Annotated in this window: 11 protein-coding genes; 4 read left to right on the top strand and 7 right to left on the bottom strand. The window is 73.5% G+C overall.

Annotation, left to right across the window (positions count from 1 at the left end; all coding sequences use genetic code 11):
* Window positions 1-125: 125 nt before the first annotated feature.
* Complete coding sequence (gene tatA, locus ACFY0I_RS36805; RefSeq protein ID WP_388903985.1) at window positions 126-308, top strand: Sec-independent protein translocase subunit TatA; 183 nt, start codon at window positions 126-128, stop codon at window positions 306-308.
* Between the two features lie 75 nt (window positions 309-383).
* On the opposite strand, the gene ACFY0I_RS36800 is transcribed toward tatA, so the two are convergent.
* A complete protein-coding gene (locus ACFY0I_RS36800) occupies window positions 384-1,619 on the bottom strand; it encodes a DUF2786 domain-containing protein (RefSeq protein ID WP_388903984.1) in 1,236 nt (411 codons plus the stop codon).
* 172 nt (window positions 1,620-1,791) lie between these two features.
* Here ACFY0I_RS36800 and ACFY0I_RS36795 point away from each other — a divergent pair, with 172 nt between their 5' ends.
* Window positions 1,792-3,471, top strand: coding sequence for a bifunctional 3'-5' exonuclease/DNA polymerase (locus ACFY0I_RS36795; protein WP_388903982.1), 1,680 nt, complete (start codon window positions 1,792-1,794; stop codon window positions 3,469-3,471).
* Between the two features lie 37 nt (window positions 3,472-3,508).
* On the opposite strand, the gene ACFY0I_RS36790 is transcribed toward ACFY0I_RS36795, so the two are convergent.
* From ACFY0I_RS36790 to ACFY0I_RS36765, 6 genes are all read right to left on the bottom strand, one after another.
* On the bottom strand, window positions 3,509-4,762 hold the full coding sequence (locus tag ACFY0I_RS36790; RefSeq protein WP_388903981.1) for a hypothetical protein: 1,254 nt from the start codon (window positions 4,760-4,762) through the stop codon (window positions 3,509-3,511).
* 76 nt (window positions 4,763-4,838) lie between these two features.
* Window positions 4,839-5,357: a SigE family RNA polymerase sigma factor gene (locus ACFY0I_RS36785; RefSeq protein ID WP_388903979.1), complete on the bottom strand. Its 519-nt coding sequence runs from the start codon at window positions 5,355-5,357 to the stop codon at window positions 4,839-4,841.
* Window positions 5,358-5,456: 99 nt separating this feature from the next.
* Complete coding sequence (locus tag ACFY0I_RS36780) at window positions 5,457-6,002, bottom strand: GNAT family N-acetyltransferase (protein WP_388903978.1); 546 nt, start codon at window positions 6,000-6,002, stop codon at window positions 5,457-5,459.
* Window positions 6,003-6,089: 87 nt separating this feature from the next.
* Window positions 6,090-7,310, bottom strand: a complete 1,221-nt coding sequence (locus ACFY0I_RS36775; RefSeq protein ID WP_388903977.1) for a serine hydrolase domain-containing protein — start codon at window positions 7,308-7,310, stop codon at window positions 6,090-6,092.
* 85 nt (window positions 7,311-7,395) lie between these two features.
* Entirely contained in the window at window positions 7,396-8,190 is a 795-nt protein-coding gene (locus tag ACFY0I_RS36770) for an ABC transporter (RefSeq protein WP_388903976.1), read from the bottom strand.
* A gap of 5 nt (window positions 8,191-8,195) precedes the next feature.
* Complete coding sequence (locus tag ACFY0I_RS36765; RefSeq protein ID WP_388903974.1) at window positions 8,196-9,146, bottom strand: ABC transporter ATP-binding protein; 951 nt, start codon at window positions 9,144-9,146, stop codon at window positions 8,196-8,198.
* Between the two features lie 134 nt (window positions 9,147-9,280).
* On the opposite strand from ACFY0I_RS36765, the gene ACFY0I_RS36760 reads away from it, so the two are divergent.
* On the top strand, window positions 9,281-10,903 hold the full coding sequence (locus ACFY0I_RS36760) for a sensor histidine kinase (RefSeq protein WP_388903972.1): 1,623 nt from the start codon (window positions 9,281-9,283) through the stop codon (window positions 10,901-10,903).
* Window positions 10,904-10,926: 23 nt separating this feature from the next.
* Window positions 10,927-11,589 (top strand): response regulator, encoded by a 663-nt coding sequence (locus ACFY0I_RS36755; protein WP_388903971.1) that lies wholly within the window; start codon window positions 10,927-10,929, stop codon window positions 11,587-11,589.
* Window positions 11,590-11,657 lie beyond the last annotated feature (68 nt).

The raw sequence follows: 11,657 nt of genomic DNA, 5'->3' as shown, positions 1-11,657 counted from the left end.
CGCGCCCGGATCGACGTTTCGCCGGTTTTCAGGACTTCTTCAGATTTGTCACGGGTCGTGCGGGGCGGTTCCATGGGGCCGATGTTCGAAGAAACCATCCGGATCATCCGAAAGGTGGAACGCCCATGCTCCGCAACGCCGTCGAGCCCTGGCACCTGATCGTCGTCCTGGTGGTGTGCCTGCTGGTGTTCGGTTCGAAGAAGCTGCCCGACATGGCCCGGTCGCTGGGCAGGTCGGCGCGGATCCTGAAGGCGGAGACGCGTGAACTGCGGTCGGAGGACGGCCGCGGCAGCGGCGGGGGCGGGTGACGGGGGCGCGTGACGGGGGGGCGCGTGACGGGGGGGCGCGTGACGGGGGGGCGCGGTCGGGCCCGCGTCCCGTCGTCAGCGCTTCGGAAGGGGGCGCCTGCGGCCGCCCACGTGGGCGGCGTCGGCGGCGGCCGTGCCGTCCTCCCAGCCCGCGTGGTCGGTGGCGCCGCGCAGCCGGGTCGTCGTGGTGCGGGGGAACATCTCGTCGGCCCGTGAGGTGACGGCGACGTCGCGGGCCACCAGCGCGGGCAGGTGGTCGGCGGCCCCGGTGCCGGCGTGCTCGGTGGTCGCGTGCTCGGCGGTCTCGGCGAGCCGGCGGCCCAGCCGGCTGGCGTAGGCGAGCAGGAACGACTGCCGGAAGGTCTTGGTCCGCTTGCGGCCGCCGGCGCGCTGCGCGGCCTCCGCTCGGGTCATCGCCGCCGTGCCCTGCACCAGCAGCGAGGTGTGGAGGAGTTCCACGGCCTCCAGGTCACTCTCGAAGCCGACCACCGTGGAGAACTCGAAGCCGCTGTTCCACACCGCGCGGCAGCGGTTGGCGCCGGCCACCGCGTCGAGGAGCACCGCCTTGGCCTCCTCGTACGGCGGCTCGACCCCTATCCGACAGGCCCCGGGGACCTGCGCCGGAGCCCCGCCGCGCACGGCCAGCAGCGCCTCGTCCACGGTGTGGCGGGCCATCAGCTCCTGGGCCTTGGCGCTGAGCGCCTCCGCCTCCTCGGGGAAGGTGGTCGCCTCGGCCTTCGCGAGCAGGGCCCGGATGCGGCCCAGCATGCGCGGCTCGATGTGCGCGTGCGCCGCGAGGTCGTCGACCGGGTCGCCCGGCAGCGGGCCCACCGGTTCGATCGAGGGCAACCGGATCAGCAGCCGGAAGACCTCCAGGAGAGCCGTGGCCAGCGTGAACCGGTCCGACTTCTCGCGCCGCGCGAGCTGCTCGGCCCACGCGCCGTCGCCCTCGCGGTCGGCGGCGCCCTCCTGGCCGGCGCCGGGCCCGCTCCACCACACCTCGGCGTCCGTCCAGCGCTCCGGGAGCCGCGCGTAGCGGCGCGCCTCGGCGGCGATCATGTCGGCGGTGATCCGCAGGTGGACGTCCTCCAGGTCGCGCCGCACCAACCGCAGCACGTCCGCCGGCTGCCAGCCCCGCTCCCAGGCCTGCCGCACGTACGCCTCCCCGCGCACCAGCAGCTCCCGCCCGGTCCCGGCCCAGCCGCCGGGAGCGGCGGCGAGCAACGAGGCCCCGGTGTCCAGGCCCGCGTCGTCCTGGGCGTAAAGGGCGACGGCAAAGGCACGGTCGACGGTCTCGGCGAACTCACTCACCCCCTCAGCTTGGCATGTCCCGCACGCCGCCCCGCGCCCGGCCGCGTGCGCGGACCGGCGGGTGCGCGGCCGGCGGGGCGAGCCTCGTGACGTGGCGCCCGCCGCGGCGGCCGGCGGGGCCGGCGTCGTGGCGGGGCCGGCGTTGTCAGACCCTGGTGGGACACTCGCACCCGTGAGCGACCAAGCCGGCCGGTGGGCCCTCGCCGAGTCCGAGCACGGCGACGGATGGTGGCACGCCGCGCCCGTGCCCCCCGCGACCGGGGCGCGGATCGCCGTGCGCGACCCCGCGGAGGCGGTCCGGGCCGCGCCCGTCGGCACCCGCTGGGTGTGGCGTTCCACGGCGGCCGTCTACCCCCGCCTGCTCGCCGCCGGCGTACGCGTCGAGCGGTGCTACGACATCGAGGACGCCGAGCTGCTGCTCCTCGGGCACGAGGGCCGCTTCGGCGAACCCCGTTCGGCCGCCGCCGCCCTGGCCCGGCTCACCGGCGGCCCCGTACCGCCCGATCCGCCCCAACGCGCCGCGGAACCGGGTACCCAGGACTCCCTCTTCGAGCCGCGGCCCACCGTCCCGGTCTCCCTCGACGGCCTGCTCGCCGTCCACGCCGAGCAGGAGCGGCGGCTCGCCGCCACCGCCCACCCCGACCGGATGCGGCTGCTCGTCACCGCCGAGTCCGCCGCCTTCCTCGTCGCCGCCGAGATGCACGGCGCGGGCCTGCCCTGGCGGGCCGACGTGCACCGCGCCCTGCTGACCGAACTGCTCGGCGAGCGCTACGCCGGGCGCGGCGAGCCCCGCAGGCTGGCCGAGCTCGCCGATGAGGTGTCCGCCGCGTTCGGGCGCCGGGTGCGCCCGGACCTCCCGGCCGACGTCATCAAGGCGTTCGCCGAGGCCGGGATCAAGCTGAAGTCCACCCGTCGCTGGGAGATCCAGGAGCTGGACCACCCGGCCGTGGAACCGCTGATCGCGTACAAGAAGCTGTACCGGATCTACACCGCGCACGGCTGGTCCTGGCTCGCCGACTGGGTCCACGACGGCCGGTTCCGTCCCGAGTTCGTGCCCGGCGGCACCCTCACCGGCCGTTGGGTGACCAACGGCGGCGGGGCGCTGCAGATCCCGAAGGTGATCCGGCGGGCCGTCGTCGCCGATCCCGGCTGGCGGCTCGTGGTCGCCGACGCCGACCAGATGGAGCCGCGCGTCCTGGCCGCGATCTCACGCGACCCGGCCTTCATGGAGGTCGCCGGCCGGCCCGAGGACCTGTACACGGCCATCTCCCGCCAAGGCTTCTCCGGTGACCGTGACATGGCCAAGCTGGCCGTGCTCGGCGCCGTGTACGGCCAGACCTCCGGCGACGGCCTGAAGAACCTGGCCGCGCTGCGCCGCCGGTTCCCCCGCGCCGTTGCCTACGTCGACGACGCCGCCCGGGCCGGCGAGGAGGGCCGGCTCGTGCGGACCTGGCTGGGCCGCACCTGCCCGCCGCCCGTCACACCCGCCGACGACGACGGCGAGGCCGGGGTCCCGCAGGACCGCGAGGACGGCTGGACCCCGAGCTACGCCTCCACCAACACCCGGGCCCGCGGCCGGTTCACCCGTAACTTCGTGGTGCAGGGCAGCGCCGCCGACTGGGCGCTGCTGCTGCTCGCGGCGCTGCGCCAGGCGACCGTCGGGATGCGGGCCGAGCTGGTGTTCTTCCAGCACGACGAGGTGATCGTGCACTGTCCCGCCGAGGAGGCCGGGGCGGTCGCGGAGGCGATCCGCGCCGCCGGTGACCGGGCGGGCCGGATCGCCTTCGGGGACACCCCGGTCCGCTTCCCGTTCACCACGGCGGTCGTGGAGTGCTACGCCGACGCGAAGTAGGCGGCGTGCGGTGGCCGGCTCGGTGAGGTGGTCCCCGTCAGCGCTTCCAGACGTCCTTCCACGCGTCGTCCAGCACGATGGCCTTCAGCTGCGCCAGGGTCAGCGCCGGCGTCGCACGGCTGGGGGTGCCCGTCTGCTTCGGCGCGTTGTACCCGGAGACGGTCACGCGGGTCCCGTCGGGGCGCAGGGTGTCCACCGTCCAGCGGACCACTCCCGACCCGTTCTTCTCGGCGGGCTGCTGCGTCACCTTCATCCGGATTCCGTTCGGCTGCGCGACCGCGTCCTCCGGGAAGCTCTTGCTGTCCTTCATCCGCTCGATCACGAGCTCGACCATCGACAGGCCCTTGCCGTCGTCGAGGACCGCGTAGCCGTAGCCGCCCTGGCCTCCCCGGTCGACGACGTCGATTCGGGGCTCGCGCAGCAGGACGCCCAGGGCGTCCTTGGCGACCACCTCGTTCGTGCCCGGCTTCGGGTCGCCGGGCTTCCACTCCCGGGGCGCCGCCGGCAGGTCGTTCAGGGCCGGGTGCCACTTCTCCGAGAGCACGAGGGCCTTCATCCGGGCCATCGTCAGCACCGGGTCGGGTCGGGTGACCTTCGAGTCCTTCTCCGTGGGCGCGTTGACCTCCGACGCGTCGACGAGGAAGCCCGCCGGGGTGACCAGGGTGGCCCGCCAGTCCTTGGCGTCCTTGCGCTCGTCGTCGTAGACGTACGACTGGATGAGCAGCAGGCGGGAGCCGTCGGGCAGCTTCTCCACGACGCAGGAGTCGAGGTTCTTGACGTCCTTGCGGGTGGGGCAGGTCGTCATCTCCTCGGCCATCGCGCCGGCCGGGTCGATGCGGGTCAGGCCGACGCCGAGGCTCCCTTTGCCCCGGCCGTCGTCCAGCACGCCCCGGACGTACGGGCCCGCTTCGGCCCCGGTGCCGCGGGACTCGCCGTTCGTCACGATCACCGGAGCCGTCAGTTCCCGCAGGATGCCGAGGAGTTGGTCGCCGCTGACGGCCCCGCTGCCGGCCCGGGACGCCGAGCCGTCGGCGGGTCCGGTCGTCGGCACCGGAGGCGCCGCGGCGACCTCGCCACCGCCGGGGCCGAGGTCGAGGAGGCCGGTGGTCCAGGCGCCGGCCGTGGCGACGAGGGCCAGCGCCAGCGTCGATCCGCCGACGACGGCGGCCCTGCGCCGGGCCACCAGGCGCCGGCCGCGCCGCTCGCCGCCCTCCACCAGGGCGCGGGAGTCGGGGGTGAATCCGGCACCCGCGTTGCGGAGGGCTTCGCCGAGCTCATCTTCAAAGGGCATGGGGAATGAAACCTTCCGCTTTTGGCTGGGGGATGTGTGCGACAAGAGGGACAGGGCCACGGGAAGTACGGCGCGGTCAGTGGCTCGCGAACTCGGCCAGGGATCCGCCGAGTTGGTCGCGCAGCCGGGCGAGCGCCCGGGACGACCGGGTCCGTACCGCCGCCGCGCTGACGCTCATCGCGTCGGCGGTCTCCTCGACGCTCCGGTCCTCCCAGTACCGCAGCACCAGCACCGCACGGTCCTTGGGCGCGAGTCGCCCCAAGGCCTCCAGCAGCGTCAGGCGCAGTACCGGATCGCCGGCGCCGCCGACCTGCTGCCCGCCCGGCTCGGGGAACTCCCCGACGGGGCGCTCCCCCGCCGACCGGCGACGCTGGTGGGTGAGGAAGGCCCGGACCAGCACGGTCTGCGCGTAGGCCGCCGGATTGTCGATGCGGGAGATCCGCCCCCACAGCAGGTACATCCGCCCCAGGGTCTCCTGCACCAGGTCCTCGGCGAGATGGGTGTCCCCGCTCGCCAGCAGACAGGCCGATCGGTACAACTGCCCCGACCGGCCTGCCGCGAACTCACGGAACCCGTCTCTTCGACCGTGCCGCATGCACTCCCCCTCGCGTCCGTCTCACCCCATTGACGCGGCGGCGGCGGAGGAATGTTTCACCGGTCGGCCCGGATCCTGGGATCGACCCAGCTCGTGCAATCAGCCCAGCTCGTGGAAGTAGACGTGGAACTCCTCGCGGACGAACCCCTCCGACTCGTACAGCCCCTGCGCGACGAGGTTGTCGTACGCCGTCTCCAACTGCACCCCGGCCACCCCGGCCTCGCCCGCCCGGCGCAGCACCTCGCGCAGCAGCGCCCGGCCCGCGCCGGTGCGACGACCGGCGGGGGCCACGTACAGGTCGTTCAGGATCCACGCGGTGCTCAGGGTGAGCGAGGAGAAGGCGCGGTAGACCTGCGCGAAGCCGACCGTGCCGACTCCGGGGACCTCGGCGAGCAGGACGAGCGACTCGTCCTTCGCGATCCGCTCCGCGAGGAACGCGCGCGGGCCGGCGGGGTCCGCCGGCGGCACCTCGTAGAAGTCGAGGTATCCGCTGAAGAGTTCCGCCGCGATGTCGAGGTCCGCCTCCCCGGCGACGCGCACGACGACCGCCGTGTCCTCGACCTCCGCGCCTGCCGTGCCTGCCGCGCCTGCCGTGCCTGCCGTGCCTGCCGTGCCCCAGTGTCCCGCCGCTGCCTGGTCCCGCATGAAAACTCCCTGGTCGCCGCCACGTTCGGAGGCCCCATTGTGCGCGGGCGGACCCCCGGGCCGCGCACCGGGCCCGGGGACCGGCCCTCAGTGCGCGGTGACGGGCTGGGCGGGCAGCCGGAAGACGTGCTCGGGGGTCACGATCCGCGTGATCGCCTCGCCGAACAGCGAACTCGGCTCGCCGCCCTGGTACGGGATGTCCGTGTTGAGCAGCACCACCAACGTGGCCCGCGCCTCGGGCAGGTACACGGTCAGCGACTCGTAGCCGGGCAGGGAGCCGTTGTGCCCGATCCAGCCGTCGACGTTGAAGATGCCCAGTCCGTAGCCCGTGTCGGGGAGGTCACCCGCCGGGGTCACCTTCAGCCGCTCGGCCTGCGTGGCGGGGGTGAGCAGGGTGCCCGTGGCCAGGGTCTTCGCCCAGCTCCGCATGTCACCGAGGTCGGAGATCATCGCGCCGGCCGCCCAACCCCACGAGGGGTTCCAGTCGGTGGAGTTCGCCGTCTTCCCCGTGGCCGTCTGGTCGGTGTAGCCCTGAGCGTGCGGCTTCGGGAACTCCGCGGCGACCGGGAAGAGCGTCCGCTTGAGCCCCGCCTCGGCCACGACCCCCTTGTTGACGTACTCCGCCAGCGGGCGCCCGGTCACCTTCTCGATCACCAGCCCGAGCAGGATCAGGTTGGTGTTGCAGTACTGGAACCGCGCCCCCGGCTGGAACACCACCGGATGCCGGAACGAATATCCCAGCAGCTCCTGCGGGGTGAACTCGCGCCGGGGATCGCTGGTCAGCGCCTTGAAGAAGCCCTCGTCCTCCGAGTAGTTGAACAGTCCGCTGCGCATCCCGGCGAGCTCGCGCAGGGTGATCCGGTCGCCGTTCGGCACCCCTGCGACGTACTTGCCGATCGGGTCGTCGAGCCCGACCCGGCCCTGGTCGACCAGTTGCAGCAGGGCCGTCACCGTGAACGTCTTCGTCTCGCTGCCGATCCGCATGTTCAGGTCGGTGGTCATGGGCGCCTTCGTCACCTTGTCGGCGACGCCGAAGGACCGTACGTACTCTCCCTTGCCCGGCGCCGACAGCGCCACCATCACCCCGGGCACCGCGGCCTGCGCGAGGACCTTCTTCACCGCCGCGTCGAGCTGCGCCGCCACGGCGGGCGTGAGCTGCGGGAACGGGTCCGCGGCCGGTGCGGCGGCGGCCGGCGGGGCCGCTCCGTCCGAGGCGTACCCCACCCCCGCCCCGACTCCCAGGGGCACCACCAGCAGAGCCGCCACCGACGCTCCCACCGCGGTCCTGCGCCACCGTCGTGTCCTCATGGCCGGCCTCCTGCCCGCACTACGCCAGGCCCCCCGGTCCCTCCACGCTAGCCCCGGCCCCCGGACGGGGGCGACCGGAGGCGCCTCAGGCGTCGCGCCGGCGGAGCACCGCGTGGCCGGCGACGGCCGCGCCGAGGGACCAGAGCAGCAGGACCAGCACCGCCGTCCCGCTCCCGTACGGCGAGGTGTCCTGCGTCATCAGGACGGCGCCGGCAACGCTCGGCATGTACTCGCCGGCCGTTTCGAGCCACTCGGCGCCGATGACGTTCATCAGCTGCGGCAGCGCCAGCAGGACCATGATGAGCGTGGTGATCGTGCCCGCCGCGCTGCGCAGGACGGTACCGATGCCGATGGACATCACCGCGAGCGCACCGAGGTAGACCGACGCCCCGATCGCCGTCGCGAACAGGTCGCCGCCGGTGTGGGCGCCGTCCTTCCCCATGAGGGCGGCGGTGGTCAGCGAGGCCAACACGCTGAACACGAACCCGGCGACCGCCACCACCGCCACGACCACGCCCGTCTTGGCCAGCAGCATCCGGCCGCGGGCCGGCACGCTCTGGAGCGTGGTGCGGATGGAACCACTGGCGTACTCACCGGTCAGCGCGAGCGTCGCCAGCACCACCACGGTGAGTTGGGAGATCAGGAACGCCTGGGCGGCGACGTGCGGGGCCGGCGAGGCGACGTCGACCCCCTTGGCGGCGCTGGCCGAGGCCGACATCCCGACCATCGCGGCGAAGCCCACGGTCAGGACGAGGCCGACGGCGAGGTTCCACCAGGTCGCCCGGACGCTGATGAGCTTGGTCCACTCGAAGGCCAGCGCCCCGCGCAGACCTCCGCCCTTGACGGGTCCGACGAGCTGCGGTGCGGTTGCTGTCGACATGTCGATCACGCCTTCCGGGCGTCGGCGGCGGCGTCGAGGGAAACGGCAGGAGCGGCGTACTCGACGCTCGCGGCGGTGAGTTCCATGTAGGCCTGCTCCAGGCTGGCCCTGCGCAGGGTGAGTTCGTGCACCGGGACCTCGCTCGCGAAGGCCACGTCGCCGATCTGCTCCGGGCTGCCGCCGACGACGATCAACTCGCCGTGGCGCGCGTCGTCCTGCGGCTCGACGCGCATCCCGAAGCGGACCAGTTCCCGGCGCAGGACGTCGGGCCGCGTGGTGCGCACCCTCACCGCGTTCAGCGAACTGCCCGCGATGACCTCCTCGATGGGGGCGTCGGCGATGACCTTGCCCCGCCCGATGACCACGAGGTGGTCGGCGGTCTCCTGCATCTCGCTCATCAGGTGACTGGAGACGAAGACCGTACGGCCCTCCGCGGCCAGCGAGCGCATGAGCTCGCGGACCCAGCGCACCCCGTCGGGGTCGAGGCCGTTGACCGGCTCGTCGAACAGCAGCACCTCGGGGTCGCCCAGGAGCGCCGCCGCGATGCCGAGCCGCTGGCCCATGCCGAGCGAGAAGGACCCGACCCGCTTCTTGGCGACCTCGGAGAGCCCGACGCCCTCCAGCACCTGGTTCACCCGCGAGGCCGGGATCCCGTTGCTCCGGGCCATGCCGAGCAGGTGGTCGCGGGCGGAGCGACCGGGGTGCCCGGCGCGGGCGTCGAGCAGGGCGCCCACCTCCCGCAAGGGGTGGGCGAGCGCCCCGTACGGCTTCCCGCCGATGAGCGCCCTGCCCGTCGTCGGCGAGTCCAGGCCGACGATCATCCGCATGGTGGTCGACTTGCCCGCACCGTTGGGGCCGAGGAACCCGGTCACCCTGCCCGGGTTGATCTCGAAGGAAAGGTCGGACACGGCCGTCCTGTCGCCGTACCGCTTCGTGAGTCGGTCCAAAGTGATCATCGCCTGCCGGCTCCTTCCGAGGGGATACCCGGACCCTAGGAATTCCGCGGACCCGAGACATCTGCCGATCGGCAACGAACCCACACGACTTTCGACAGGTCCTCACGGCGCGCACCCTCTTGTAGCTTACGGGCATGCAGCGATGGCGTGCCGTCCGCGGGCGGGCGGAGCGGTTGACGGCACGGGTCCCGGCAAGCCCGGGGGCCCGACCCTTCGGCGAGCGCGGCACCCTGGTGCTGCTCGCCGTCCTCCTGGCGCCGGCGGTGCTGGAAGCCGGCCGGCTCGCCTCCGCCCCCGTGCCCCGGCTCGCGGCCCTGCTGATGATCACCGCCGCGGTCGCGGTGGAACGTACCGTCCCGCTGCTGTCCCTGCTGCTCGCGGCCTCGCTGTGCGGGCTCCACCCCTGGCTGGGCAACAGCGCGTGGACCGCCGTGGCGGCCCTCGTCCTCAGTTTCCTCGCCGGCAACAGGCTGACCGCGCCCGCCCGGGCACACGCCGTGTTCGCGCTCGTGGCCCTCACCGGGCTGGCCGTGACGACCGGGTTCGCGGAGCTGAAGGACTGGCTCAGCCTGCTGATGGTGGGCTTCGCGACCTCCGTCCTGCCGTGGTGGGTGGGCTACTGGTGGAGCCGGCGCGCCGCGCTCATGCACGCCGGATGGGAGCGCGCGGAACGGCTGGAATGGAAGCAGCGCTACATCGCCGAGCAGGCCCGGCTCAAGGAACGCTCGCGGATCGCCGAGGACATCCATGATTCTCTCGGCCACGAACTGAGCGTCATGGCCCTGCTGTCCGGGGCCCTCGAACTGGCCCGGGGGGTTCCCGAGGAACACCGGGCGACGCTCACACAGTTGCGCGAGCGCTGCACGCGGGCCTCCGAGCAACTGCACGAGGTGATCGGGCTGCTCCGGGACGAGGGCGGCCCCTCCCCGCTGAGCCCCTCCGACGAGTCGATCGCCGATCTGGTGAGCCGCTTCGAACGGTCCGGGATGGCGGTGCGCTTCGTCGAGGAGGGCGAGGGCGCCCCGCCGCTCGCGCTGCTCGCCGACCGGGCGGCCCACCGGGTGGTGCAGGAGGCCCTGACGAACGCGACGAAGCACGCGCCGGGCGCGGCGATCACCGTACGGCTCACCCACCGTCCCCGCGAGTGCGTCGTGCGGGTCTTCAACGAGCTGCCGGACCGGCCGGCCGCCGCCCCCGCCGTGGGCAGCGGTTCCGGGCTGATCGGGCTGGACGAACGGGTCCGGCTGGCCGGGGGTTCACTGCGGACGGGCCCCGCATCGGGCGGGTTCGAGGTCCTGGCACGGCTGCCCCGGAACCCGACGGCGGGGACCGGGCCGCACCCGCACCCGCACCCGGAGGCGCCGCCGGCGCCGAGCGGCAGCCCCTCGGGGGCGGCCCTCGGCCGGGCCCGGAGCCGGCTGCGGCGCGACGTGCGGCGGGCCGGGCGGATCCCCGTACTGATCGGCGCGGGCCTCGTCGCCCTGCTCGCCGGGCTCTACGTCCTCACGTCCGCGCTCACCTCGCTCGACCCCGGGGACTACGCGCGCATCCGCCCGGGTCAGCCGCGCACGGAACTGACCGCGGTCCTGCCCGAGCGCCGGATCAGCAAGCCGCCGCCGGTCGTCCGCGAACCCCCGGCGCCGCCGGGGGCCTCCTGCGAGTACTACCGGAAGGGCGGCAACGTCCTCCAACTCACCAACCGCATGTACCGGTTGTGCTTCAAGGATGATCTGCTGGTGGCCAAGGACAGGCTGTGAGAACGAAGCCCGAGGAGCGGACGATGCGCGTACTTCTCGCCGACGACGAAATGATCATTCGGGCGGGGGTCCGTTCCATCCTGACCACCGACCCGGACATCGAAGTGGTGGCCGAGGCCCGCGACGGCCGCGAGGCCGTCGAACTGGCCCGGATGCACCGGCCCGACGTCGCCCTGTTGGACATCCGGATGCCCGAGATGGACGGCCTGACGGCCGCCGGGGAGCTCCGCGGCACCAACCCCGACACCGGGGTGATCATGCTGACCACGTTCGGCGAGGACAAGTACATCGAGCGGGCCCTCGACGCCGGGGTGGCCGGGTTCCTGCTGAAGGCCTCGGACCCCCGGGACCTGATCGCCGGCGTGCGGGCCGTGGCCGCCGGCGGCTCCTGCCTGTCCCCGCTCGTCGCCCGCCGCCTGATGACCGACCTGCGCCGGGCGCCCGCCCAGCGCGGCGAGGACCGGGCCGACCGCACCGACCTGCTGACGCAACGCGAGCGCGAGGTCCTCGGGATGCTGGGCGCCGGCCTCTCGAACGCGCAGATCGCCGAGCGCCTCCACCTGGTCGAGGGCACCATCAAGACGTACGTGAGCGCCATCCTGTCCCAGTTGGGCGTACGCAACCGAGTACAGGCCGCGATCATCGCCTACAAGGCGGGCCTACTGAACAACGACACCCCCCGGTAAACCCCCGCCACCACTCCCGCACGCCCGCCCGCCCCGAAGTCGAGAGACGACTCAGGTTCGGCAACGCT

It is taken from the genome of Streptomyces sp. NPDC001568, assembly GCF_042893755.1.
In the GTDB taxonomy this organism is placed as follows: domain Bacteria; phylum Actinomycetota; class Actinomycetes; order Streptomycetales; family Streptomycetaceae; genus Streptomyces.
The sequence above is the reverse complement of the archived record's forward strand: the minus strand, read 5'-3'. Positions and strand labels throughout refer to the sequence as shown.